Genomic DNA, 23,191 nt, shown 5'->3' with positions numbered 1-23,191 from the left:
TGTCTGCGCAGGCGGACCCGTGATCACTCCTGTTCGGACGACGCGCCCAGTCCCGTGAGCGCGCCCACCGGGTCCAGGTCGGGGGTGCCTCTGGGCCACCAGTCGTCGTGGCCCGGTTCCGACTCGTAGGCGTACCACAGGCCGTCGCGGCCGAAGCGGAGCTGGAGATGGCCGCGGGGGTGGGTGAGGTGGTTGCGCCAGGGGCGGAACGCCGGGAGGTCGGCGGCGAGCAGCAGGGGCCGGGCCCGGTCGAAGCGGCCGGCCGGCGGGTCCCAGGGCTCCTCCAGTACGGCCAGCCCCTCCAGGCCGCCCTGCCGCCAGGCGGCGACCGCGCGGGCCAGGTCGCCCGGGGTACGGCCCACGGCGTCCGCGAGCGTGGCGTAGAGGGCACGGGTGGACGCGGTGAGGCCGGAACCGGGGCGGGCCGCGGCGAGCCGCACCGCGTCCTGCCAGAGGGTCAGTTCGCCGACCGGGTCGCGTCCGGTGGCGAGCAGGGCGTGGGCGCGGGCGGCAGCGTCCGTGGCCAGCTGGTCCAGCGCGAACGGGTCCGGGCCGCCGGGCACCCCCGGATACACCGGGGGCTGCTCGGGGTGGGCCGGGACCGGCAACGGAGGCGGCAGCGGCGGGAGTTGGCGCGGGACGAGGGCCTCGGTGGCCCGGACGCCCGGCAGCGAGGCCGGCCGCCGCTCCCGTGCCGCGCGGGCGGCGCTGCGCCGGGACAGCGCGTCGAGCACCTCGCGCTCGCCGCGGCCGCGCAGCAGGAGCAGCACGAACGGGTCGGCGTCCAGCAGCCGCGCGGTCTGGTAGCAGAGCGCGGCCGCGTGCTTGCAGGGGTGGCCGAAGTCCGGGCAGCTGCACCGGGGTTCGAGCTCACCGGGCCCCGGCAGCAGCGCCACCCCGCTGTCGGCGAGGGTCTGCGGCAGCTCCTTGTCGAGCAGTGCGGCGATGTCGGCGGGCCGGTCGGCGGCGGCCTCAAGCAGCCGCTCCCACTCGTCCTCGCCGAAGGTGCGCAGCCGCAGCTGCACGCGGTACGGCCGGGGTCGGCTCCCCTGGACGTATGCCAGGACCAGTCCCGGGGTCACGGTGATGGCGTCCACATGCCCGCGCTCGGCGTAGCCCCGCCCGCGCCCGAGCCGCTTGACGTCCAACGCGCCCTCTTCCAGCGCCCGTACCCAGGCATTGCCCCACCAGGTCTCGGCGAAGCCGGAAGCGGCAGTGGCAGCAGCAGCGGCAGCAGCGGGGTCGCGGGGCGGGAGGGACGCGAAGGTGCGGCGGAGTTCGGTGTCGCGGTGGGGGGTGGCCATGGTGCGGGGGAGGTGGGGGGTCGCGGCGGGTGCGGGGGCCGGAGGATACGGCTCCGGATGGTCGGTGGCAGCCACGGCGGCGGGCTCGGACGCGGGCTTGGACGCGGGCCCGGACGCGGGCTCGGAGGTTTCCGGCTCTGCCTCGCCGCTCGGCATCCGGAACGCGGTCGTCAGGAACTGCTTCAGGTCACGGGCGGTGCGCCCGCGAGCCGCGGATGCCGAGGCCGGGGCCTGCGCGGGCGAAGGCGAGGGCAGGCGTCGTTCCGCAGGAGCCGGGAGGCGTTCCGAGGCCTCCGCCGCCGCGGCCTCCTCGGCCCGCCTCGCCTCCGCCCGCGCCGCCCGCAGCGCCGCCCGCGCGACATCACCGGGACGGCTGCCCGTCGGTACGGCGGTTACGGCGTCGGTGCTTGTGGCGGTGCCGATGCCGGTGCCGATGCCGGTGCCGGCCTGCTCGGTGCGGTCGGCTACGGCGTCGGGCTCGTCCTCGGGCGCGGGCTCGGTGTGCCGCTGCTCCGCCTCCTTCGTGGCGGCAGCCACCCGCAGCGCCAGTCGCGCGGCGTCCCCCGGCCGCGGCGCCCGCTCCTCGCGCTCCCCCGACGCCTCGCCCGGGGCCGCCACCACGCTCTCGTCGTCCCCGGTCTCCGCCCCGCGCCCCCGCGCCGCCCGCAGCGCACGCCGTGCCGCGTCGCCGGGGCGCTGCCCGTCCTCGGACCGCACTGCGCCCCCGCCGCTCATGACGTCCTCCGCAAGGAGACCAGGTCGGACAGCTCGCGGTCCGTCAGTTCGGTCAGGGCAGACTCGCCGGAGCCCAGGATGGCGTCGGCGAGGGCCCGCTTCGACTCCAGCATCTCGGCGATGCGGTCCTCGACCGTGCCCTCGGTGACCAGGCGGTGGACCTGGACCGGCTGGGTCTGGCCGATGCGGTAGGCGCGGTCGGTGGCCTGTTCCTCCACCGCCGGGTTCCACCAGCGGTCGAAGTGGACGACATGGCCGGCCCGGGTGAGGTTGAGGCCGGTGCCCGCGGCCTTCAGGGACAGCACCAGGACCGGGGTCGCGCCGCTCTGGAAGCGATCCACCATGCGCTCCCGCTCCGGGACCGGTGTGCCGCCGTGCAGCAGGTCCACCGGGACCGCGCGGGCCTGGAGGTGTGCGGTGATCATGCGGGCCATGCCGACGTACTGGGTGAAGACGAGGGCCGAGCCGTCCTCGGCGAGCACGGTGTCCAGCAGTTCGTCGAGCAGGGTGAGTTTGCCGGAGCGGGCGGCCAGGCCCTCGCTTCGGGACTCCTCCTTGAGATAGAGCCCGGGGTGGTCGCAGATCTGCTTGAGGGCGCCGAGGAGCTTGAGCACCAGGCCGCGGCGCGCGATGCCGTCCGCCGTCTCGATGGCGAGCAGCGACTCGCGCACCACCGCCTCGTACAGCGCGGCCTGCTCGCGGGTGAGCGGGACGGGGTGGTCGGTCTCCGTCTTGGGCGGGAGTTCGGGGACGATGCCGGGGTCGGACTTCTTGCGGCGCAGGAGGAAGGGGCGGACCAGGCGGGCGAGCCGGGTCACCGCCTCCTCGTCCTCGCCGTTCTCGACGGCCCGCGCGTGCCGGGCGCGGAAGGACTTGAGGGGGCCGAGGAGTCCGGGGGTGGTCCAGTCGAGGAGGGCCCAGAGCTCGGAGAGGTTGTTCTCCACGGGGGTGCCGGTGAGGGCCACGCGCGCGGGGGTCGGGATGGTGCGCAGGGCCTTGGCGGTGGCGGAGTAGGGGTTCTTGACGTGCTGTGCCTCGTCGGCGACGACCATGCTCCAGGGCCGGTCGGCGAGGGTGGCCGCGGTGGCGCGCATGGTGCCGTACGTGGTGAGGACGAAGCCGCCGGCGAGGCCGTCCAGGGTGCGGTCGGGGCCGTGGAAGCGGCGGACCGGGACGCCGGGCGCGAACCGGGCGATCTCCCGCTGCCAGTTGCCGAGCAGCGAGGCCGGGCAGACCACCAGGGTCGGCTCGGTGCGGGACCGCTTCAGGTGCAGGGCGATGACGGTGATCGTCTTGCCGAGACCCATGTCGTCGGCGAGGCAGCCGCCGAGGCCGAGGGTGGTCATCAGGTCGAGCCAGGCCAGGCCGCGGAGCTGGTAGTCGCGCAGGGTGGCGTGCAGACCGGCGGGCGGCTCGGCCGGCTGGATGCCGGCGGTGAGGCGGTCGCGCAGGGCCGCGAGGAGGCCGACGGGGACCGCCTCGACGGTCTCGCCGTCCACCTCGGCCTCGCCGGTGAGTGCCACGGAGAGCGCGTCGACGGGGTCGAGCAGGCCCAGTTCGCGCTTGCGGGCCTTGCGGACGAGGGCGGGGTCGACGAGCACCCAGCGGTCCCGCAGCCGTACGACAGGCCGGTGGGCCTCGGCGAGGGCGTCCATCTCGGCATCGCTGAGCGGGTCGCCGCCGAGGGCCAGCTGCCAGCGGAACTGGAGCAGTTCCTCGCTCTCGAAGAAGCCGGTGCCGTCGGTGGCCGAGCCGGGTGCGGGCCGGACCACGGCCGCTGCGGTCAGGTCCTGGGCCAGGTCCCGGGGCCAGTGCACGGCGACCCCGGCCGCCGCGAGCCTGGTCGCCGCCGCCCCGAGCAGCTCCCCCAACTCCTCCTCGGACAGGGCCAGTACGTCCGGCACGTCCTGCTCGGCCAGGCGGTCCAGCGGCGGCCACACCCGGGCGGCCCGGCGCACGGCCAGCGCGGCGTCCACCCGCGCGCGGGGGCCGAAGGCGGCGTCGGAGGCCCCCGCCCACAGCGCGGCCGCGTCGGTCACCAGGGTCGGGTCGGCCAGGCTGTGCACCTGGACGATCGCCGCTCCCGCGCGGAGCGCGCCCTCTCCGTCGTCGAACAGGTCGTACGCCGACAGGTCCAGGCGCAGCGAGATCCGCACGCCCGCGTCCATGCCGGCGGCGACCTCCGCGGCCCACTCGCGGGCGTCGGGCAGCCGCTGGGCTTCGCGGGCGGCGAAGGGCCGGCCCGAGGTGTGCGGGGCGGCCGGGGTGCGGGGCAGGGTGTCGGCGACCGCGTCCAGGAAGGAGCGGATCAGCGCTTCCGGCTGGGGCAGCAGGAGCGGGCCGGGACCGGGCAGCGGGACGGCGTGGCCCTCGGCGGGCAGCGCGGCGGCCACCGCGCGCAGGTGGGCGATGTCGGCGGGCTCCAGGGGGCCCGCCCGCCAGGCGTCGTGACCGGCCGGGGTGAGGCCGGGCAGCAGCCGGCCGCGGGCGGCGAGCCGCAGCGCGTGCAGGGCGGCGGCGCCCCAGCAGGCGGTGGCGGGGTGGGCGGCCGGGTCACGGCGGGCGCGGACGAGCAGCGGGAGGGCGTCGGCGACCGGCAGGGTGAGCGCGGGCACCTGCCGGCGGCGGACACCGGCGGCGCCGTGCCGTCGTACGACCGTCAGCTCCTCGGTCGGGGCGACGGGCAGCGGGTCTCCGTCGGGGTCCCAGAAGGCGATCCGGCCCTGGCGGGGGAGGTCGGCGGGCAGGTAGACCGCCGCGAGGCGCACCGGTACGCCCGTGCCGGCCTCGGCCGTCGTGCCGCTCATACGTTCTGCCACCTCCCGCCCACCTGTCGGATCAGACGTCTTCGACTGTACGGGCGGGGTCTGACAACCGGCCCCGGCGACCGGCCGGGGCGCCGCTACGGCACGGTGCGGGAGACGACGTAGATCATCGGGTAGTTCGGGTCGGCCGTGTTCACGACGACGTCCTGGGTGGGCGCCGGGTTCTTCTGCTTGTGCGTCAGGCCCGACCAGGTTCCGGGGCCGGTGAACTTCCAGCCGCTGATCTTCTGGTCGCGGGAGCTGATGCTGATGTCGTTCTTCTTGAGCGCGTCCCGGTTGACGCCCATGCCCTCCAGGAAGCTGTCCAGTCCGGCGCTGTTGGTGCGGAACTGGACGTAGAGACGGCTGGTCTTCCAGTTGTTCGTCTCGTAGTAGGCGATGGTGTCGGCCGGGTGCGGGACCGGGACCTGGTAGAGGCGCCGCTGCACCTTCGAGGGCCAGCCCTCGGTGAGGCCGGTCGCGGAGTACTTGGACTCCTTGTCCTTGCCGCTGTTGCGGCTCTGGGCGGCGGAGATCACCAGATAGCCGGCCGGCACGCCGATGAGCAGCCCGATGATCAGCAGCGTCAGCCCCCGGCGCTTGGCCTTGTGCCCCGGGGTCTCGGGCGGGCGCTGCGGTTCCTCCGGGGACGCGGCCTGACGGGGCAGTGCAGCGGTCATGCGGTGTCCCGGGTGCGGCGGGCCTCCGCGAACCGCTCGTAGCGCTCGTACCGCTCGACACGGCGCCGCTTGGCGCGCCGGAACCGGCGGGCGACCAGGCGGGCGAGGTCGGCGGCGCCGACCATGCCGGCCTCGGGGCCCAGCTGGGCGCGTGCGATCCGGGCCTCGGGGCGGTAGCCGCGGCCGGTCAGCTGGCGCTTGAACGCGTCCCGCGCGGGGCCGATCAGCAGGTCGTCGGCGGCGCTGACGCCGCCGCCGATCACGAAGCAGGAGGGGTCGAGGGCGGCGGCGAGGTTGGCGATGCCGACGCCGAGCCACTGGCCGATGTCCTGGAGCAGCTCGATGCACATCGCGTCGCCCTCGCGGGCCAGCTCGGTGATCATCGGGCCGGTGATCTCGTTGATGTTGCCCTTGACGTGCTCGATGATCCCGTACGCCACCGGGGAGTCGGCCGCCGCCAGCTCCTTGGCCTCGCGGACCAGCGCGTTGCCCGAGCTGTACTGCTCCCAGCAGCCGCGGTTGCCGCACGGGCAGCGGTGGCCGCCGGGCACGACCTGCATGTGGCCGAACTCGCCGGCGACGCCGTACTTGCCTCGCTTGACCTGGCCGTCCTCCAGGATCGCGCCGCCGATGCCGGTGCCGAGCGTGATCATGACCAGGTGGTCCTCGCCGCGGCCGGCGCCGAAGCGCCATTCGGCCCAGGCGGCGGTGTTGGCGTCGTTGTCGACGAGGACGGGGACCGAGAGGCGGCCGGAGAGGCGGTCGCGCAGCGGTTCGTTCCGCCAGGACAGGTGGGGTGCGAACAGCACGCGGTTGCGGTCGGCGTCGACCCAGCCGGCGGCGCCGATGCCGACGGCGTGCACGTCGTGCCGGTCGGACAGGTCCAGGACCAGTTCGACGATCGTGTCCTCGACGACCTTCGGGCTCTTGGACTTGTCCGGGGTCTCCGTGCGGAGCTTCTCCAGGATGTTGCCGTCGGCGTCCACGACGCCCGCCATGACCTTGGTGCCGCCGATGTCGATGCCGACCGTGGGCACCCGGGGTGCCGTCAGGTGGGAGCGGCGTTCCCGGGTGCCGACGGTCCGCAGGACCGGGGCTCGGCGGGAGCCGATGGGGGCGGTGAGGTCGCGGTAGGTGCTCATCGGGCTTGATTCTGCCGTACGCGTGCGTGTAGTGCCGTTCGGGGGAGATAAGGAACGGGTGGGGCGCCGTTGTCGGGTGCGGCTTGTCCGTGGCTGGTCGCGCCCATGCGGCGGAGCCGCACATGTCACAGCCCCGCGCCCCTGACCTTGTTGCAGTTCGTGGCGTAGAGCGTCCGGGTCGCCGCCTCCGCCCTCTGCCAGGTCAGCCGTCCCGCATCGCGTCATATTGTCCGGACATTGCGACCAGAACGGCGTCACTTTCAGGACCGTACAAGCAGCTGGAACTCGAAGGAGTAGCGGGTCGGGCGGTAGATGTGGTCGCCGAACTCGACGGCGCGGCCGGTGTCGTCGTACGTGGTGCGCTGCATGGTGAGCAGCGGGGCGTCCTCCGGCTCGGCGAGCCGCTCCGCCTCGGCGGTCGTGGCGCCGCGCGCGCCGATGGACTGGCGGGCGCTGTGCAGGGTGATCCCGGCGGCCCGCATGAGCCGGTACAGGCCCGTCGCCTCCAGCTGGACGGTGTCCAGGTCGAGCAGGCCGGGGGGCAGGTAGTTGGTCAGGTACGCCATCGGCTCGCCGTGTGCGAGGCGCAGCCGCTCGATCCGGTGCACCTCGGTGCCCTCGGCCACCGCGAGCGCGGCGGCGACCTCGGCGGACGCCGGGACGACGGTGTTGACCAGCACCTTCGTCGCGGGGCGCTGGCCGGCCGACTCCAGGTCGTCGTAGAGGCTGCTGAGCTCCAGCGGGCGCTTGACCTGGCTGTGCACGACCTGGGTGCCGACACCCCGGCGGCGGACGAGCAGGCCCTTGTCCACCAGGGACTGGATGGCCTGGCGGACGGTCGGGCGGGACAGGCCGAGCCGTGCGGCGAGCTCGATCTCGTTGCCCAGCAGGCTGCCGGGGGTGAGCGAGCCGTGCTCGATGGCCGCTTCCAGCTGCTGGGCGAGCTGGAAGTACAAGGGCACCGGGGAGCTCCGGTCCACACTGAGGTCGAGCGACACGGTCGGGTCCACATCTGGTTTCGGCACGGGGCCGAGCGTATCCCCGTGACGGGTTGACGGGAAGTTGTGTAGTTCGATTGTCCGGACATACGGATTGACAGCGCCCGGGGTGCACCAGCACCTTGTTCCCATGCGCATCGGGGTCATCGGGACGGGCCGCATCGGCACCATTCACGCGAACACGCTCAGCCGTAATCGCGAGGTCGGATCGCTGATCCTCACGGACGTGGATCCCCGGCGGGCCCAGGATCTGGCGCACCGGCTCGGGGAGACGGCGGCGCCGGGGACGGACGAGATCTTCCAGTGGGGCGTGGACGCGGTGGTGATCACCGCCGCCACCTCGGCCCATGCCGACCTGATCGGCCGGGCGGCGCGCTCCGGACTGCCGGTCTTCTGCGAGAAGCCGATCGCCCTCGACCTGCCGGGCACCCTGCAGGCCCTGGCGGAGGTGGAGAAGGCCGGGACGGTGCTGCAGATGGGCTTCCAGCGGCGCTTCGACAAGGGGTACGTCGGTGCGCGGGAGGCGGTGCGCTCGGGCCGGCTCGGGCGGCTGCACACCGTGCGGGCGCTGACGTCCGACCAGTCGCCGCCCCCGCCGGAGTGGCTGCCGCTGTCCGGCGGGCTGTTCCGGGACACGCTGATCCACGACTTCGACGTGCTGCGCTGGGTGACCGGCCGCGAGGTCGTGGACGTGTACGCGACCGGTTCGGACGCGGGCCCCGCGCTGTTCCGCGAGGCCGGTGACGTCGACACGGGCGCGGCGGTGCTCACCCTGGACGACGGCACGCTGGCCACGGCCACCGCGACCCGGCTGAACGGCGCCGGGTACGACGTGCGGATGGAGCTGGCCGGCGAGCGGGACACCGTGGTGGTCGGCCTGGACGACCGTACGCCGGTGGCCTCGACCGAGCCGACCGGGCCGCCGCCCGCGGACAAGCCGTGGCCCGGCTTCCTGGAGCGGTTCGGGCCCGCCTACGAGGCCGAGCTGTGCGCCTTCGTCGACGTGGTGCGGGGCCAGCTGGCCAACCCCTGCGACGGGCGCGAGGCCCTGCAGGCGCTGCGGATCGCGGAGGCCTGCGAGATCTCCCGGCACGAGCGCAGACCGGTGGCGCTCGCGGAGGTCCCGGACCGCCTGGCCTGACCTACCTGCCCGACCTGCCCGACCTGTCCGGCCCGTACGACCCGCCTGGCCCCGCCTCGGCCGTGGAGCGCGGCTACCAGCGCACCGGGAGGCTGCGCACTCCTCTCATCAGGGTGCCCGGCAGCCACTCCCCGTGCGGGCCGTCCAGGGCGAGGCCGGGGGCGCGCTCCAGGAGGGTGCGCAGGGCGATCCGGCCCTCCAGACGGGCCAGGGGTGCGCCCAGGCAGTAGTGGATGCCGTGGCCGAAGGCGAGGTGGCCACGGTGGTCGCGGCGGATGTCGAAGCGGTCGGGCTCGGGATAGCGGTCCGCGTCGCGGTCGGCGCCGGCGAGGCTGATCATCACCGGGTCGCCCCGGTCGATGGCGGTGCCGGCGATCTCCAGGGGTTCGGCGGCGTACCGGTACGTGGCGTTCTCCACCGGGCCCTCCCAGCGCAGGGTCTCCTCGACCGCGCCGTCCAGGAGGCTCATGTCGGCGCGCAGGGCGGCGAGCTGGTCCGGGTGGGTGAGCAGGGCGAGGACGCCGTTGCCGATGAGGTTGACGGTGGTCTCGTGGCCGGCGATCAGCAGGACGAAGGCCATGCCGCGCAGCTCCCCGACGGAGAGCCGGTCGCCGTCCTCGGCGGTGGTCCGGATCAGGTCGCTGAGCAGGTCGCCGCTCGGGCCGGCGCACCGCTTGTCCTCGATCAGCTCCGCCAGATAGTCGGCGAGCGCGGCGAAGGCGTCGTACTCGCTGCCCGGATTGCTGGGCGCGACCACCTCGTTGGACAGCTTCCGGAACCGCTCGCGGTCCAGCTCCGGGACGCCGAGCAACTCGCTGATCACCGTGATCGGCAGCGGGTAGGCGAGGGTGTCGACGAGGTCGGCGCGGCCGCGCGGGAGCATCTCGTCGAGCAGCCGGTCGGTGATCTCCTGGATCCTCGGCTCCAGGCCGGCCACCCGGCGGGCGGTGAACGCGCGCGTGATCAGGCTGCGCAGCCTGGTGTGCTGGGGCGGGTCGGCAAGCAGCAGGTACTTCCCGATCAGCTCCTCGTCGAGGAACTTGAAGCCGATCTTCTCGGTGTCCTTGACCAGTCTGGGGTCGGCGAGCGCCGCGCGCCCCTCCTCGTAGCCGACGACCAGCCAGGTCTCGTGGTACTGGTCGGGCAGGGGCCACCGCACCCGGTGCACCGGGCCGCGCTCGCGCAGCCGCGCGTACACCGTGTGCGGGTCCGTGCGCAGACCGTCGCCGTACTCGCCGAGGTCGGTCACCTGCATGCTCAGCTCCCCCTTCAGGAGACCCCCGAGGCCGTCCCGTACCCGGAGAACGCACGGGCCGCCCCACAGGTGCCCCGGAGGCGCCCTATTCCTCCAGCAGTCCCGCGTCGTACGCCAGCAGGGCGATCTGGACGCGGTTGTTGAGGCCGAGCTTGGCCAGGATGCGGGAGACGTGGGTCTTGACGGTGGCGACGCTCATGTAGAGGCCGGTGGCGATCTCGGCGTTGGCGAGGCCCCGGCCGACGGCGACGGCGACCTCGCGCTCGCGGTCGTTGAGAGCGGCGAGCCGGTCACGCGCGCGTGCCTGCCGGGTGTCGGCCCGGGTGCCGGCCGCGTGCGCCATCAGCTGCCGCGTGACGGCGGGCGACAGCACGGGGTCGCCGGCCGCGACCCGGCGCACCGCGGCGACGATCTCGGCGGGCGGGGTGTCCTTGAGGACGAACCCGGCGGCTCCGGCGCGCAGGGCGTGCAGTACCTGTTCGTCGGCGTGGAAGGTGGTCAGGACGACGACCTGCGGGGCGTCGGCACGCGCGCGCAGCCGCTCGGTGGCGGTGAGTCCGTCCACGGAGGGCATGCGGATGTCCATCAGGACGACATCCGGGTGGGTGCGGTCCACGAGCGCCTCGACCTCGTCGCCGTCGGAGCCCTCCCCGACGATCTCGATGTCCCCGGCCCCGCCCATCATGAGGGCCAGCCCCGCCCGCACCAGCGGATCGTCGTCGACGAGCAGCAGTCTGATCGCGGTCATGGCTCCTACGTGGTCAGCGGGTGCGGCGCGGGTACGGCGGCACGTGGTCGGTCGTCGTTCAGGCGGCGGGCCAGGGCAGCCAGGCCCGTACCTCGAAGCCGCCGTCGCCGGTGGCCCGGTGCTCCAGCCGCCCTCCGGCCAGCGTGGCGCGTTCGGTCAGGCCGATCAAGCCTTGGCCCGAGCCGGGGACGTGCGGGGCCTCGGTCGCGGGGGCGGGGTTGTGCACGGTGATGTCCAGGCCGTCGCCCCGGGCGCCGGTGACGCGGACGGTGACCTCGGCGCCGGGGGCGTGCTTGCGGGCGTTGGTGAGGCCCTCCTGGGCGATGCGGTAGGCGGTGCGACCGACGGAGGCGGGGACGGCGGCCGGTTCGCCGACGTGGTTGTCGAGGGTGACCTTCATGCCGGCCTGGCGGGACTCGGCGACCAGCGCGTCCAGGGCCGCGAGGGTCGGTTGCGGCCGCCCGCCCGCCTCGTCGCCGTCGGCGGCGCGCAGTACGCCGATGATCTCGCGGAGGTCCTGCAGGGCCTCGTGGGCGCTCTCCCGGATGACCCCGGCCGCCCGGGCGATCTCCTCCCGGGGCGCGTCCGGCCGGAACTCCAGCGCCCCGGCGTGCACGCTGAGCAGGGTCAGCCGGTGGGCGAGGACGTCGTGCATCTCGCGGGCGATGGCCTCCCGGGCCAGCCGCTGGGCCCGCTCGGCACGCAGCCCGGCCTCGGTCTCGGCCCGCCGGGCCCGGTCGCGGAGGCTGACCATCAGCTGCCGCTTGGAGCGCACGAACATGCCGAGGCTGACGACGAGCAGGCTGAACAGCACGACCAGGATGACGACGGCCAGGTAGGGCAGGTCGGGGTCGGGGCGCAGCCAGTAGAAGAGCGGGACCAGTGCGAGGTTGATGCCGGCGATCCAGGCGACGTACCGGAACGGGCGGTGCACGGCGAGGGTGAACAGCGCGACCATGGCGGCGCCGCCCGCGGTGTCGGAGGCGAAGCCGACCGGGATCATGGCGATGGCCAGGCCCGTCGGCCAGCGCCGGCGCAGCCAGACCGCGGCACAGGCCAGTCCGCCGATCAGCTGGTCGGCGACGGCGAGGCCGTGCGAGACGTTCGGGTCCTGGCGCATCGTGTTGGCGGCCGCCGCGCCGAGGAGGACGGCCAGCAGGAAGCAGCTGAAGTCGACGAGCCAGTCGCGCGCCGTACGGCGGGGCCGCCGGCCGGCCGGACCGGCGTCGGGGTCGAGTTCATGGATCACGGCGGAGGGGAAGAGCCACCGCCGCCCCTCGAACGTCCGTATGGAAAGGTCACCGCTCACGGTCGACAAATCTACGCATGACCGGGCCGCGGCACCTACCTGCGCACGGGATCGTCGACCAAAGTTGCGCTCGTGTGGACTTTCGGTGTGCCACGCGCGCGTGCGGACGGTCTTCCGGCGGGCATGACTCGCCCCGCGGCCGATGGCGTGGGGGGAGGCCGCGGGGCGAGGGTCGTACCGTGAAACGGCTGCTTGAACTGATCGGATTCGTCGCTCTGGTGCAGGGTGTGCTGGGCCTGCTGCACGAGTTCACCCACTGGCGGGTGGGCCTCCTGCAACGGCTCGGCCTCCTCGACGGCTACGGCGTCTACGCGAGCGTCGCGCTGATCGTGCTGGCGTGCGCGCTGTTCGCCGTCGCGGAGAGCCGGAGGTCCGGCTGAACGCGGACCGGACCTCCGGCTGGTCGCGCCGTTCCTGGCGATCGACCGGCCGACGCCGAGGTGGGGACATCGACGTGCCGGTGTCGCTGGGCCGACTCGGTCAGCGGCTCAGCAGTCGAAGTCGATCAGGTCGAACGTGACGTAGTGGTCCGCCGTGTAGTAGTCCTCCTCGTACGCCTTGCCGGTCACGATGCGCCGTGCGCCACGGGTGGAGGAACCGGGCGTCTTCACGGTGTACTCGTGGTAGTAGCCACTGGACTGGCTCGGCAGCACGCCCTCCTGGTTGCGGAAGACGACCCCGTCCTGCGAGTACGGGAACGGACCGCCCGACGCGATCAGGTCGAGCGTGTCGTACGCCTGCGACGGCAGGTCGCTGTAGCAGATACTGCCGACCGAGCTGGCAGCGGCGTCCGCGGTGGCGGCGGAGACGGTACCGCCGACGAGGAGGGCGGACAGCAGGGCGCCGGCGGCGCCGATGCGGGTGATTCGTGGGGGGAATCTCATGGCTCCATGATGACGCGCGTAGAGTGTGGCATGTCAATGACAAGTCCGAAGAATTTCCCGCCGGGTTCCGCGAGTTTTCAGGGAATTAACCTGGGGCCGGCGGGCCCCGATCCGAGGGAAGGACCGGGGCCGGGCCGCTGGACGTCCGCATCGGCGACCGGGCCGCTAGGCGTTCGCCTCGGCGATGTACGAGCCGTAGTCGGGTCGGCCCGCGATGTCGTACGACTGGATGGAGACGCCCGTCGCGGTGACCCGCCCGCCGGTGTGCCGGAACCTCGTCGGCACGGCGCCCTCCTGGAAGAAGCGGCGGCCGGAGCCCAGCACGACCGGGAACGTCACCAGGTTGAGGGTGTCGAGCAGGCCGAGGTCCAGCAGGGAGCGGACCAGCGCGCCGCTGCCGTGTACCTGGAGCTCGCCGTCGGTGCGCTCCCTGAGGGCCGTGACCTCCTTGGCGAGGTCTCCGGCGAGGACCGTGGTACCGGACCAGCCGGGGTCGGTCAGGGTCGCGGACGGGACGTACTTCGGGAGCGCGTTGAGCCTGGCCGCGATCGGGTCGCCGGGGTCGGTGATCCTCGGCCAGTAGGACGCGAAGATGTCGTACGTACGGCGGCCGAGCAGGAAGGCGTCGGCCCGCTCGATGACCTCGACGACGAACCGGCCGAAGTCCTCGTCGCCGTAGGTGAAGCTCCAGCCGCCGTGGGTGAAGCCCCCGCTGGGGTCCTCCTCGGGGCCGCCGGGCGCCTGGTAGACGCCGTCGAGGGTGACGAACATGGTGGAGACGAGCTTGCCCATGGCGGCGCCTGCTTCCCGGGGGTGCGGTCCGTTGTCATCGGCTCGGACCCCTGGGGCACCGGCAACTCATCGGTCGGCCGGTCTCCGGTGTGCCCTCACCCCGCGTGCGTCGAGAACAGTCCGCCGGTCGGGCCCTGCTTGTCGCCGCCCTGCGCCTTCTTCAGCGCGTTGGCGAGGCTCTCGATGGTGAGGGACTGGAGGATCACCCGGCCGTTGCCCTCCAGGGTGGCCAGGGAGAGGCCCTCACCGCCGAAGACGGCGTTCATGAGGCCCTGGCGGTTGAGGCCGCCGACGCGCTGGACGCCGTACTGGATGCCCTCCTCGAAGGCGACGACGCACCCCGTGTCGACCTCGATACGGCCGCCGAAGTCGGCGGGGTTCAGGTCGATGAAGTTGCCCGCGCCGGCGATGATCACCGTGCCGTGGCCGGTGAACTTCTCCAGGATGAAGCCCTCGCCGCCGCTCATTCCGGTGCGGCCGCCGGAGAAGGCGATACCGAACTCGACGGTGGACTCGGCGGCGACGAAGGCGTCCTTCTCGGCGAACCACGCGCGCGTGCCGGTCAGCTCCAGGGCACGCATCTCGCCCGGGAGCACGCCCGCGAAGCCGACGGTGCCCTCGCCGCCCTGGGAGGTGAAGTACTGGAACGCCATCGACTCGCCGGCGAGCATGCGCTGGCCGACCTGCATGGCGGTGCCCATGGCCTGGCGCAGCATGCCGCCCATGCCGCCACCGCCGCCCTGCTGCCGGCCGCCGCCGTTCGGCCCGCCGAGCCGGGTCTCCATGGTCACGTTCGTCGTCTTGAACAGGAACTTGCCGGCCTCGCAGTACACGGTCTGGCCGGGGTGCAGGTTGACGACCGCCATCTGCATGGCGTTGCCGACGATTTCTTGCTGAAGAGTCACGGCAGAAGAACGTAGCCGACGGTCCAGCGGTTCCCCCTGCCCGCCCACCGACCCGACTCGGTCACCTGAGCAGCGAGGCCTCAAAGGAACGGGACAAACCCTCCTCGAAGAGCATCCCGTTCCCGGACCCCGCCAACATCCCGCGTGCGACGGGGCCCCGCACACGGAGACCATCGCCGTGCGCCGGAACCCACCGGCCCCGTGGACGGCCCTGCCGCCCCCACCCCCTCCCCCTCCCCCGGACGCTGCGGCCTGTCGTCGCTTTCAGAGTTCGCCCTGTGAGAAGGCGAGTCGGGTGAGTGGGCGGGCGACAGGGTCAGGACAGTTCGCGGTGCCTGGCCGTCAGGGCCGTTGCTCCCGCTTCCGTCGGTGTGCCGAACAGCCGTAGGCGGGAGATTCCGCCGTCCGGGAAGATGTCCACGCGCGCGTGCGTGGCGACGGCGGGGGTCGGCAGGACGAAGCGGTGGTTCGTGTCCGGCTGGAGGCGGGTGCGCGGGAGGAGCTCCGTCCAGGGGCCTTCCTCGCCGTCCCGTACCGACACCGACGCCCAGCCCGCGCTGTTGCCCTTCAGGTACGCCGTGTCGATCTCGATCGCGCGGATCTGGGACTGGGCGGCGAGCCGGTAGCTGATCCAGTCGTTGCCCTGGTCGCGGCGGCGGCGCGTCTCCCAGCCGTCGTCCATCTTGCGGGAGCGGCCGGGCTGGATGGTGTTGGTCGCGGGTGAGTAGAAGAGGTTGGAGGCGTCTTCCACCCGGCCGCCGTTCTCCAGGGCGACCACGTCGAAGGTGCCGAGCACGGCGAGCCACTCGGGGTCGGGCACGACCTCGCCGTACACGCGCAGGCGCGCGATGCCGCCGTCGGGGTGCTGGTTGACGCGGAGGTGGGTGAAGCGCTGTTCGACGGAGACGGCGAAGCCGTTCGCCGCGTGGCCGCCGACGGGGGTGCGGGGGACGAGGGTCGTCCACTTCACGTCGTCGCCGAGGAGCTCCGCCGGGGACGGTGAGCCGGCGACCGACGTGGCCTCGACCGACACCGCCTGCGGGTAGTTGCCGCGGAAGTGGGCCGTGTCGACGACGATCCCGCGGACGACGCCGGCGGCGCCGAGCCGGACCAGCGCCCAGTCGTGGTCCTCGGCGGTGGGCCAGGGGTGGTCGGCCGAGGCCCCGCGGCGGCGGCGCGTCTCCCAGCCGTCCATGATCTTGCCCTTGTGCCCGAAGTGCTCGGGGTCGAACTCCGCCCGCCCCGGCACCAGCAGGTTCTCCCGCTGGGCGAAGAACTCGTCGTTGGCGGCGACGACCCCGGCCCCGAGCTGCCGGGCGGCGAGGTCGGCGTACTGGGTGAAGGGGAAGTCGGCGGTGCGGTAGTCCGCGTACGGGTCGCCGCCGGAGTAGGGGTGCGCGTCGCCGGTGAAGGTCGGGATCGCCGTCAAAGGTGTTCCTTTCGGTGTCGGCCGCTGCGGGTGCGGGAGCAGAAGGAGGTCAGGGGGTGCGGGTGAGGAGGTGGCCCTGCGGGGGCGTGAACTCGCCGTCGGCGACGATGCGTTCGCCGCGCAGCCAGGTGGACCTCACCACGCCGTACAGGGTCTTGCCCGCGTACGCGGTGACCCGGTTGCGGTGCTGCAGGCCCGCCGGGTCCACGGTGAAGGTCTCGTCGGGCGCGAGGACGGCGAAGTCGGCGTCCCGGCCGACCGCGATGGCGCCCTTGCGGTCGCCGAGGCCGACCAGCGCGGCCGTGCGGGCCGACATCCAGCGGACCACGTCCTCGAGACCATGGCCGCGCCTCCGGGCTTCCGTCCATACGGCGGCGAGGCTGAGCTGGAGGCCGGAGATGCCGCCCCAGGCGGTCGCGAAGTCGTTCGTCTTGAGGTCGGCCGTGGAGGGCGAGTGGTCGGTGACCACGCAGTCGACGGTGCCGTCGGCCAGCGCCTGCCAGAGCAGGTCCTGGTTGGCCGCCTCCCGGATGGGCGGGCAGCACTTGAACTCGCTGGCGCCGTCCGGGACTTCCTCCGCGGTGAGGGTGAGGTAGTGCGGACAGGTCTCGACGGTGAGGCGGACGCCGTCCGCCTTGGCCGCCGCGATCAGCGGCAGCGCGTCGGACGAGGACAGGTGCAGGACGTGCACGCGCGCGTGCAGGCGCTTCGCCTGGGCGATCAGCTGGGCGATCGCCGTGTCCTCCGCGTCGCGCGGGCGGGAGGCGAGGAAGTCGGCGTACTTCGGGCCGCCCTGCTGCGGGGCGGCCTCCAGGTGGTGGGGGTCCTCGGCGTGCACGATCAGCAGGCCGTCGAAGGAGGCGATCTCGGCCAGCGACCGGGCCAGCTGCTCCTGGTCGAGGTGCGGGAACTCGTCCACGCCGGACGGCGACAGGAACGCCTTGAAGCCGAAGACGCCGGCCTCGTGCAGCGGGCGCAGGTCCTTGACGTTGTCGGGCAGCGCGCCGCCCCAGAAGCCGACGTCGATGTGTGCCTTGTCGGCGGCGACCTGTTGCTTGACGCGGAGGTTCTCGACGGTCGTGGTCGGCGGCAGGGAGTTGAGCGGCATGTCGACCAGGGTGGTGATGCCGCCGGCCGCCGCCGCGCGGGTGGCGGTCCAGAAGCCCTCCCACTCGGTGCGGCCGGGGTCGTTCACGTGGACGTGGGTGTCGACCAGGCCGGGCAGCAGGACGTCGTCGCCGAGGTCCTCCAGGCGGGCACCCTCCGGGACGGGGGCGTCGTACGGCAGCACGGCCGTGATCGTCCCGGCGGACACGGCGACCGAGGCGGCCCGCGTCCCCTCCGGGGTGATGACGCGCGTCGAGCGCAGCACCAGTTCAGCGTCGGACACCCGGACCCCTCTCTCTGCCGCCGTTTTACTTCCGGGAAACGGGATTTACACCCATGTAACGGAATTCAACGTTCTGTTGAAGGAGTCTTCACTCCCGCTCCCGTGCCGTCAAGGGCACACTGCTTCTCGGGGCCCCGCAAGCTCCCACTCTGGACGTTTCCACAAAGCGGAAATATGATTCCGGCAAGCAGAACGTAGCTATGCACGATCAGGGAGTCAACCGACCGCCGGGTAGGCTTCTGCCCCTCCCGCCAGTCCGAAAGGAACGCGCCGTGCCGACGTCCAGCGCCAGCACCACCGACTCCGCCAAGTCCGGCGGCGGGGTCCAGTCCCTCGAGCGCGCCTTCGATCTGCTGGAGCGGATGGCGGACGCGGGCGGCGAGGTGGGTCTCAGCGAGCTGTCCGCGAGCAGCGGGCTGCCGTTGCCGACGATCCACCGGCTGATGCGCACCCTGGTCGTCTGCGGTTACGTACGGCAGCAGCCGAACCGGCGGTACGCGCTCGGGCCCCGGCTGATCCGGCTCGGCGAGTCGGCGTCCCGACTGCTGGGCACGTGGGCGCGGCCGTACCTCGCGCGGCTGGTGGAGGAGACCGGGGAGACGGCGAACATGGCGCTGCTCGACGGGGACGAGATCGTGTACGTGGCGCAGGTGCCGTCGAAGCACAGTATGCGGATGTTCACCGAGGTGGGTCGGCGGGTGTTGCCGCATTCCACGGGGGTGGGCAAGGCGCTGCTGGCGAATGTGCCGGACGCGGAGGTGCGGGCGCTGCTGGGGCGGACCGGGATGCCCGCGGCGACCGAGAAGACGATCACCACTCCGGAGGGGTTCCTGGACGCCCTGGCGGAGGTGCGGCGGCTGGGGTACGCCGTGGACGACAACGAGCAGGAGGTGGGGGTGCGGTGCCTGGCGGTGTCCGTGCCCGATTCGCCCACCGCGGCGGCCATTTCGATCTCCGGGCCCGCGGGGCGGGTCACGGAGGCGGCGGTCGAGAAGATCGTGCCGGTGCTGCAGCAGGTGGCCGTTGAGTTGTCTCAGGCGCTGGTGAGTTCAGGGGCCTGAGGGGTAGGACCGACAGGAACATTGGCGGGTGCGCGTGAGTGGGGGCTGAGCGCGCAGTTCCCCGCGCCCCTGGGTGGGTGACCCCAAGGGTGCCTTAACGTCTCGGTTCTCCGAACAGGTCCACCGCCTGACGTACGTCCGACAGGCCCCGGGACAACGCGCTCATCGAACCGATCGCGCCCGCTATCAGTAACAGGGAGCGGCGCAGGCGGGGGATTTCCGGGATGCCGCCCGTCGCCATCGCGGCCAGGGCCGCCAGTTCGTCCTCGGCTATCGCACGGTCCGGGAACTCGGCCGGATGCGCGGCCAGTTCGCGGCGCAGCCGCGAGACCGCCGTGCGTAGTTCCGTCACCCTCGGATCCTCGTCACTGCCGGTCACTGGCCTCTGCCCCAAGCTCCGCAACACAGCTCTCCCCCCTCGCCAGGTGCCCAGGACGGTGGTCGGGCGCCCGGGGACGCGGGTCAGTAAACGCCCTCCCGTACGGAAAGCGCTACAGCGCGGACCGAATTTCAGTCCTTCGGAAACCGCCCGTCCGCCCCGGCGTCGGGTATGCAGGACGCATGACGGACTCGGATGACCGGATCGCCGGGCTGCTGCTCGCCGGCGGCGGCGGCAGACGGCTCGGCGGGCGACCCAAGGCGCTGCTGACGCATCGGGGCCGGCCGCTGGTGGAGCACGCGGCCGGGGTGCTGCGCGCGGGCGGCTGCGGGCCGGTGCACGTGGTGCTGGGGGCCCGCGCGGACGAGGTGCGGGAGCGGGCCGAACTGGGCGGCTGTGTGGTCGTGGAGAACCCGGACTGGGCGGAGGGCATGGGGTCCTCGCTGCGGGTGGGACTGGAGTCGCTCGCCGGGGCCGGGGTGCGGGCCGCCCTGGTGTCACTGGTGGATCAGCCGGGGATCGGGGGCGCGGCCGTGGCGCGGGTACTCGGCGGATACCGGGACGAGGACTCACTGGTGGCGGCCGCCTACGACGGGGTGCGCGGGCATCCCGTGCTGTTCGGCTCGGCCCACTGGGCGGGGATCGCCGCGAGCGCGACCGGGGACCGGGGCGCCCGCGCCTACCTCAAGGCCCACGAGGACGCGATCACGCTCGTCGAGTGCCGAGACGTGGCCGAGCCGTACGACATCGACACGGAGGCGGACCTGGGCCACCTTGAGTGAACGGGATGGCACCGGGCGCCACCTTGGCTCGACTCGGAGAATCTCGACATCAACAAACCATTGAACTTCCACAATGAGGAAACTAGTATCCACTGCTCAGAAGCATCTGACCCCTGATCGGGTGCGCTTCGCTCCACCCGGAACGACTGGCACCCGGTGCCACCGCTGAAGGAAGTGACAGCTCATGTCCGCACCAGCGCCGTCTCCGCCGGCCATCGTCGACGCCGCGCCCCTGCCCCGGCAGGAGGAGGTCCTCACCGACGAGGCGCTCGCCTTCGTGGCCGAGCTGCACCGGCGGTTCTCGCCGCGCCGTGCCGAACTCCTCGCCCGCCGCGCCGAGCGCCGCGCCGAGATCGCCCGCACCTCGACCCTGGACTTCCTCCCGGAGACCGCCGCCGTCCGCGCGGACGACTCCTGGCGGGTGGCCCCCTCCCCCGCGGCGCTGAACGACCGCCGGGTCGAGATCACCGGTCCCACCGACCGCAAGATGACCATCAACGCCCTCAACTCGGGCGCCAGGATCTGGCTCGCGGACTTCGAGGACGCCTCCGCGCCGACCTGGGAGAACGTCGTCCTGGGCCAGCTGAACCTGATCGACGCCTACACCCGGACCATCGACTTCACGGACCCGTCGAGCGGCAAGTCGTACGCGCTGCGCCCGGACGAGGAGCTGGCGACGGTCGTCATGCGGCCGCGCGGCTGGCACCTCAATGAGCGCCACGTGGAGGTCGACGGCGAGCAGGTCCCCGGCGCCTTCGTCGACTTCGGGCTCTACTTCTTCCACAACGCGCAGCGGCTCCTCGACCTCGGCAAGGGACCGTACTTCTACCTCCCGAAGACCGAGTCGCACCTCGAAGCCCGGCTCTGGAACGACGTGTTCGTCTTCGCGCAGGACTACGTCGGCATCCCGCAGGGCAGCGTCCGCGCCACCGTGCTGATCGAGACGATCACCGCCGCGTACGAGATGGAGGAGATCCTCTACGAACTCCGCGACCACGCCTCCGGGTTGAATGCCGGCCGCTGGGACTACCTGTTCTCCATCGTGAAGAACTTCCGTGACGGCGGGCCCCGGTTCGTCCTCCCGGACCGCAACGCCGTGACGATGACAGCCCCGTTCATGCGGGCGTACACCGAACTCCTCGTCCGCACCTGCCACAAGCGCGGCGCGCACGCGATCGGCGGCATGGCGGCCTTCATCCCGTCCCGCCGGGACGCCGAGGTCAACAAGGTCGCCTTCGAGAAGGTCCGCGCCGACAAGGACCGTGAGGCGAACGACGGTTTCGACGGCTCCTGGGTCGCCCACCCCGACCTGGTCCCGATCGCCATGGAGTCCTTCGACCGGGTCCTCGGCGACAAGCCGAACCAGAAGGACCGGCTGCGCGAGGACGTCCACGTCGAGGCCGCCGACCTGATCGCGGTCGACTCGCTGAAGGCGAAGCCGACTTACCCCGGTCTGGTCAACGCCGTCCAGGTGGGCATCCGGTACATCGAGGCGTGGCTGCGCGGGCTCGGCGCGGTGGCCATCTTCAACCTCATGGAGGACGCGGCCACCGCGGAGATCTCGCGGTCGCAGATCTGGCAGTGGATCAACGCCGGAGTGGAGTTCGAGAACGGCGAGAAGGCCACGCCGGAGCTGGCCCGCAGGATCGCCGCCGAGGAACTCGACGCCATCCGCGCGGAGATCGGCGACGAGGCCTTCGCGGCCGGTCACTGGCAGCAGGCCCACGACCTGCTGCTCACCGTCTCCCTCGACGAGAACTACGCGGACTTCCTGACGCTGCCCGCGTACGAGCAGCTGCGCGGTTGACCTACTCCGGTGCCGGCTTGTCCGAGTGGCCCAGGGACTTCCCCGGGGCCACTCGGTCGCGTACGGCCTGCTTCACGGCCGTCGGCTCCGGGAAGCCCTGCTCGCGCCGGTCCCAGACCACCTCGTCACCGACCCGGACGACGAAGACGCCGCCCTTGCCCGGCTTCAGCGCCAGCTCCGTCAGCTCGGTCTCGAAGGTGGTCAGCAGCTCCTGCGCCAGCCAGGCCGCCCGCGGCAGCCAGCGGCACTGGGTGCAGTACTCGATCTCGACGCGTCGGCTCTCACTCATCCGGGCATCGTAACCGAACGTGATCACCCGGCGAGTTCACCGGCGAAGTGGCAGGCGGCCCGCTGTCCGGCCGGTGTGAGCACGAGCCGCGGGTCGGTGTCCGCGCAGACCGTGCGCTCCGGGTGCGCGAGCGGGCCGATCGGGCAGCGGGTGCGGAACCGGCAGCCGGAGGGCGGGTTCGCCGGGCTCGGCAGGTCGCCCCGCAGCACGATGCGCTCCCGCTCGGGTGCCGCGAGGTCCGCCGCCGGTGACGACGACAGCAACTGCCTGACGGCGGCGGCCGGTCAGCCGAGGTGGACCGACCAGTCCTGCTGGGCCGCGGGCTTGCCGTGCAGGTCGGGAACCCGCTTCAGCCAGGCCGGGCGGCCCTGCTGGGTCCTGGCCGCGCGGGCGGCCTCCTCGGCCGCGAGCTGGTCGCGGCCCGGGAAGTCGGTGGGGAGCCACTCTGCGGAGGCCCGCACCCGGGCCAGCAGGTAGCCGACGTAGGCCTCGCGCATCTCGTCGGGCGAGCCGAAGTCGGTGAGCCAGGAGTCCGGGACCTCGGTGAGGACGTCCCGGAGCAGTTTCTCGGTCACCCTGGGCGCGAGTTCGGCGTCGGCGGCCCGGGTGTCGGGGCCGTACCGGCCGAGGGCGTGATGGCGGAAGTCGTACGCCTTCCCGGGGGCCGAGGTGTCCCAGCGGTGGTGGAAGACGAGGGCGGCGCCGTGGTCGATGAGCCACAGGCGCGGGGGCGCGATGCCGAGGGTCGGCCAGACCATGAGGTTGGAACTGTGCACCGTGCGGTCGACGTTGACGGTGAGCGCGTCCAGCCAGACGATCCGGCCCGCCTCCAGCGGGTCCACCGGGAAGACCTCGGCGATCTGCGGGGTGAAGTCCTCGGCCCCGGGCAGGAAGTCCATCCCGAGGTTGACTCCGCCGCTGGCCGCGTGCAGGTCGCGTACCTCCTGGTGCGGCTCGTCCCCGGCGATCGCCGGGTCGAAGTGCACCAGGACCAGCTCGGGGAACCGCAACCCGAGCGCCCGCGCCAGCTCCCCCACGATCACCTCGGCGACCAGCGCCTTGTGCCCCTGCGCGGACCCGGTGAACTTCACGACGTACGTCCCGAGGTCGTCGGCCTCGACGACAGCGGGCACGGAACCACCGGCCCTCAGGGGTGCGATGTAGCTGGTGGCGGTGACCTCTCTCAGCATCTTCCCAGGCCCCACGGATCACTTACCTTGCGTTCAACGGCTGGGGAGTCTCGATCGGCATCCTCGTCTCCCTGTCTCTCCAGCGGTCCGTCCATGACGGTGCGGCCCTCACTGCCGGCCTCCGGCATGAAGTGAGCATAGTCATCAGGCGTGACTGCCGAAGCCCG

Annotated in this window: 22 protein-coding genes; 5 read left to right on the top strand and 17 right to left on the bottom strand. The window is 72.8% G+C overall.

Annotation, left to right across the window (positions count from 1 at the left end; all coding sequences use genetic code 11):
* Nucleotides 1–23: 23 nt before the first annotated feature.
* The 5 genes from ACFWPQ_RS26575 to ACFWPQ_RS26555 all read right to left on the bottom strand — a co-directional run bounded on the left by ACFWPQ_RS26575 (nucleotide 24) and on the right by ACFWPQ_RS26555 (nucleotide 7,663).
* The gene (locus ACFWPQ_RS26575; RefSeq protein WP_384039607.1) at nucleotides 24–2,039 is read right to left on the bottom strand and encodes an SWIM zinc finger family protein; all 2,016 of its coding nucleotides are present in this window, start codon (nucleotides 2,037–2,039) and stop codon (nucleotides 24–26) included.
* Complete coding sequence (locus ACFWPQ_RS26570; protein WP_384039605.1) at nucleotides 2,036–4,846, bottom strand: SNF2-related protein; 2,811 nt, start codon at nucleotides 4,844–4,846, stop codon at nucleotides 2,036–2,038. Before ACFWPQ_RS26570 ends, ACFWPQ_RS26575 begins: the two co-directional genes overlap by 4 nt.
* Before the next feature lie 95 nt (nucleotides 4,847–4,941).
* Nucleotides 4,942–5,523 carry a sugar kinase gene (locus tag ACFWPQ_RS26565; RefSeq protein ID WP_384039602.1) on the bottom strand — a complete coding sequence of 194 codons (582 nt, stop codon included), beginning with the start codon at nucleotides 5,521–5,523 and terminating at the stop codon, nucleotides 4,942–4,944.
* A complete protein-coding gene (locus tag ACFWPQ_RS26560; protein WP_089106885.1) occupies nucleotides 5,520–6,665 on the bottom strand; it encodes an ROK family glucokinase in 1,146 nt (381 codons plus the stop codon). Before ACFWPQ_RS26560 ends, ACFWPQ_RS26565 begins: the two co-directional genes overlap by 4 nt.
* Nucleotides 6,666–6,925: 260 nt before the next feature.
* Nucleotides 6,926–7,663, bottom strand: coding sequence for a GntR family transcriptional regulator (locus ACFWPQ_RS26555; protein ID WP_384039874.1), 738 nt, complete (start codon nucleotides 7,661–7,663; stop codon nucleotides 6,926–6,928).
* 130 nt (nucleotides 7,664–7,793) lie between these two features.
* Between ACFWPQ_RS26555 and ACFWPQ_RS26550 the strand changes: the two genes are divergently transcribed.
* Nucleotides 7,794–8,804 (top strand): Gfo/Idh/MocA family oxidoreductase, encoded by a 1,011-nt coding sequence (locus ACFWPQ_RS26550; protein ID WP_384039598.1) that lies wholly within the window; start codon nucleotides 7,794–7,796, stop codon nucleotides 8,802–8,804.
* Nucleotides 8,805–8,877: 73 nt separating this feature from the next.
* Here the strand turns inward: ACFWPQ_RS26550 and ACFWPQ_RS26545 are convergent, their stop codons facing one another.
* The 3 genes from ACFWPQ_RS26545 to ACFWPQ_RS26535 form a co-directional block, all read right to left on the bottom strand.
* On the bottom strand, nucleotides 8,878–10,059 hold the full coding sequence (locus ACFWPQ_RS26545) for a cytochrome P450 (RefSeq protein WP_384039595.1): 1,182 nt from the start codon (nucleotides 10,057–10,059) through the stop codon (nucleotides 8,878–8,880).
* A gap of 85 nt (nucleotides 10,060–10,144) precedes the next feature.
* Nucleotides 10,145–10,807, bottom strand: coding sequence for a response regulator (locus tag ACFWPQ_RS26540; RefSeq protein WP_384039592.1), 663 nt, complete (start codon nucleotides 10,805–10,807; stop codon nucleotides 10,145–10,147).
* A gap of 58 nt (nucleotides 10,808–10,865) precedes the next feature.
* Nucleotides 10,866–12,125 (bottom strand): histidine kinase, encoded by a 1,260-nt coding sequence (locus tag ACFWPQ_RS26535; protein ID WP_384039589.1) that lies wholly within the window; start codon nucleotides 12,123–12,125, stop codon nucleotides 10,866–10,868.
* A gap of 170 nt (nucleotides 12,126–12,295) precedes the next feature.
* Here ACFWPQ_RS26535 and ACFWPQ_RS26530 point away from each other — a divergent pair, with 170 nt between their 5' ends.
* Nucleotides 12,296–12,496: a hypothetical protein gene (locus tag ACFWPQ_RS26530; RefSeq protein WP_384039587.1), complete on the top strand. Its 201-nt coding sequence runs from the start codon at nucleotides 12,296–12,298 to the stop codon at nucleotides 12,494–12,496.
* Nucleotides 12,497–12,604: 108 nt separating this feature from the next.
* On the opposite strand, the gene ACFWPQ_RS26525 is transcribed toward ACFWPQ_RS26530, so the two are convergent.
* From ACFWPQ_RS26525 to allB, 5 genes are all read right to left on the bottom strand, one after another.
* Nucleotides 12,605–13,000, bottom strand: a complete 396-nt coding sequence (locus ACFWPQ_RS26525; RefSeq protein WP_384039584.1) for a ribonuclease domain-containing protein — start codon at nucleotides 12,998–13,000, stop codon at nucleotides 12,605–12,607.
* Nucleotides 13,001–13,165: 165 nt separating this feature from the next.
* A complete protein-coding gene (locus tag ACFWPQ_RS26520; RefSeq protein ID WP_384039582.1) occupies nucleotides 13,166–13,792 on the bottom strand; it encodes a dihydrofolate reductase family protein in 627 nt (208 codons plus the stop codon).
* 95 nt (nucleotides 13,793–13,887) lie between these two features.
* The gene (locus ACFWPQ_RS26515; protein ID WP_384039579.1) at nucleotides 13,888–14,697 is read right to left on the bottom strand and encodes an AIM24 family protein; all 810 of its coding nucleotides are present in this window, start codon (nucleotides 14,695–14,697) and stop codon (nucleotides 13,888–13,890) included.
* A gap of 316 nt (nucleotides 14,698–15,013) precedes the next feature.
* Nucleotides 15,014–16,126 carry an allantoicase gene (gene alc, locus ACFWPQ_RS26510; RefSeq protein ID WP_384039576.1) on the bottom strand — a complete coding sequence of 371 codons (1,113 nt, stop codon included), beginning with the start codon at nucleotides 16,124–16,126 and terminating at the stop codon, nucleotides 15,014–15,016.
* A gap of 49 nt (nucleotides 16,127–16,175) precedes the next feature.
* The gene (allB, locus tag ACFWPQ_RS26505) at nucleotides 16,176–17,516 is read right to left on the bottom strand and encodes an allantoinase AllB (protein ID WP_384039574.1); all 1,341 of its coding nucleotides are present in this window, start codon (nucleotides 17,514–17,516) and stop codon (nucleotides 16,176–16,178) included.
* A 272-nt stretch (nucleotides 17,517–17,788) separates the two neighbouring features.
* On the opposite strand from allB, the gene ACFWPQ_RS26500 reads away from it, so the two are divergent.
* Nucleotides 17,789–18,577 carry an IclR family transcriptional regulator gene (locus tag ACFWPQ_RS26500; protein WP_361293676.1) on the top strand — a complete coding sequence of 263 codons (789 nt, stop codon included), beginning with the start codon at nucleotides 17,789–17,791 and terminating at the stop codon, nucleotides 18,575–18,577.
* A gap of 94 nt (nucleotides 18,578–18,671) precedes the next feature.
* Here ACFWPQ_RS26500 and ACFWPQ_RS26495 read toward each other — a convergent pair whose 3' ends face one another.
* Entirely contained in the window at nucleotides 18,672–18,983 is a 312-nt protein-coding gene (locus ACFWPQ_RS26495) for a DUF5955 family protein (protein ID WP_384039570.1), read from the bottom strand.
* Nucleotides 18,984–19,138: 155 nt separating this feature from the next.
* Between ACFWPQ_RS26495 and ACFWPQ_RS26490 the strand changes: the two genes are divergently transcribed.
* Together ACFWPQ_RS26490 and aceB are read left to right on the top strand one after the other, a co-directional pair.
* Nucleotides 19,139–19,738, top strand: a complete 600-nt coding sequence (locus ACFWPQ_RS26490; protein WP_384039567.1) for an NTP transferase domain-containing protein — start codon at nucleotides 19,139–19,141, stop codon at nucleotides 19,736–19,738.
* 184 nt (nucleotides 19,739–19,922) lie between these two features.
* On the top strand, nucleotides 19,923–21,545 hold the full coding sequence (gene aceB, locus ACFWPQ_RS26485) for a malate synthase A (protein ID WP_384039564.1): 1,623 nt from the start codon (nucleotides 19,923–19,925) through the stop codon (nucleotides 21,543–21,545).
* 1 nt (nucleotide 21,546) lies between these two features.
* Here aceB and ACFWPQ_RS26480 read toward each other — a convergent pair whose 3' ends face one another.
* The 3 genes from ACFWPQ_RS26480 to ACFWPQ_RS26470 are packed head-to-tail and all read right to left on the bottom strand — an operon-like array spanning nucleotide 21,547 to nucleotide 23,024.
* Entirely contained in the window at nucleotides 21,547–21,834 is a 288-nt protein-coding gene (locus tag ACFWPQ_RS26480) for a SelT/SelW/SelH family protein (RefSeq protein WP_384039561.1), read from the bottom strand.
* A gap of 23 nt (nucleotides 21,835–21,857) precedes the next feature.
* Entirely contained in the window at nucleotides 21,858–22,097 is a 240-nt protein-coding gene (locus tag ACFWPQ_RS26475; protein ID WP_384039558.1) for an oligopeptide/dipeptide ABC transporter ATP-binding protein, read from the bottom strand.
* 21 nt (nucleotides 22,098–22,118) lie between these two features.
* Nucleotides 22,119–23,024 (bottom strand): HipA family kinase, encoded by a 906-nt coding sequence (locus ACFWPQ_RS26470; protein ID WP_384039871.1) that lies wholly within the window; start codon nucleotides 23,022–23,024, stop codon nucleotides 22,119–22,121.
* Nucleotides 23,025–23,191: the final 167 nt, after the last annotated feature.

This window comes from Streptomyces sp. NPDC058464 (assembly GCF_042721035.1).
Lineage (GTDB): Bacteria > Actinomycetota > Actinomycetes > Streptomycetales > Streptomycetaceae > Streptomyces.
Note: the sequence above shows the minus strand (reverse complement) of the source record. Positions and strands in the feature narration are given on the sequence as shown.

Excerpts from the sequence above, each read along its gene's own strand:
- ACFWPQ_RS26490 (WP_384039567.1), top strand. The coding sequence starts at position 19,139 with ATGACGGACTCGGATGACCGGATCGCCGGGCTGCTGCTCGCCGGCGGC.
- ACFWPQ_RS26540 (WP_384039592.1), bottom strand. The coding sequence starts at position 10,807 with ATGACCGCGATCAGACTGCTGCTCGTCGACGACGATCCGCTGGTGCGG.
- ACFWPQ_RS26525 (WP_384039584.1), bottom strand. The coding sequence starts at position 13,000 with ATGAGATTCCCCCCACGAATCACCCGCATCGGCGCCGCCGGCGCCCTG.
- ACFWPQ_RS26565 (WP_384039602.1), bottom strand. The coding sequence starts at position 5,523 with ATGACCGCTGCACTGCCCCGTCAGGCCGCGTCCCCGGAGGAACCGCAG.
- ACFWPQ_RS26520 (WP_384039582.1), bottom strand. The coding sequence starts at position 13,792 with ATGGGCAAGCTCGTCTCCACCATGTTCGTCACCCTCGACGGCGTCTAC.
- aceB (WP_384039564.1), top strand. The coding sequence starts at position 19,923 with ATGTCCGCACCAGCGCCGTCTCCGCCGGCCATCGTCGACGCCGCGCCC.
- ACFWPQ_RS26470 (WP_384039871.1), bottom strand. The coding sequence starts at position 23,024 with ATGCTGAGAGAGGTCACCGCCACCAGCTACATCGCACCCCTGAGGGCC.
- ACFWPQ_RS26575 (WP_384039607.1), bottom strand. The coding sequence starts at position 2,039 with ATGAGCGGCGGGGGCGCAGTGCGGTCCGAGGACGGGCAGCGCCCCGGC.
- ACFWPQ_RS26545 (WP_384039595.1), bottom strand. The coding sequence starts at position 10,059 with ATGCAGGTGACCGACCTCGGCGAGTACGGCGACGGTCTGCGCACGGAC.
- ACFWPQ_RS26550 (WP_384039598.1), top strand. The coding sequence starts at position 7,794 with ATGCGCATCGGGGTCATCGGGACGGGCCGCATCGGCACCATTCACGCG.
- ACFWPQ_RS26480 (WP_384039561.1), bottom strand. The coding sequence starts at position 21,834 with ATGAGTGAGAGCCGACGCGTCGAGATCGAGTACTGCACCCAGTGCCGC.
- ACFWPQ_RS26570 (WP_384039605.1), bottom strand. The coding sequence starts at position 4,846 with ATGAGCGGCACGACGGCCGAGGCCGGCACGGGCGTACCGGTGCGCCTC.
- ACFWPQ_RS26560 (WP_089106885.1), bottom strand. The coding sequence starts at position 6,665 with ATGAGCACCTACCGCGACCTCACCGCCCCCATCGGCTCCCGCCGAGCC.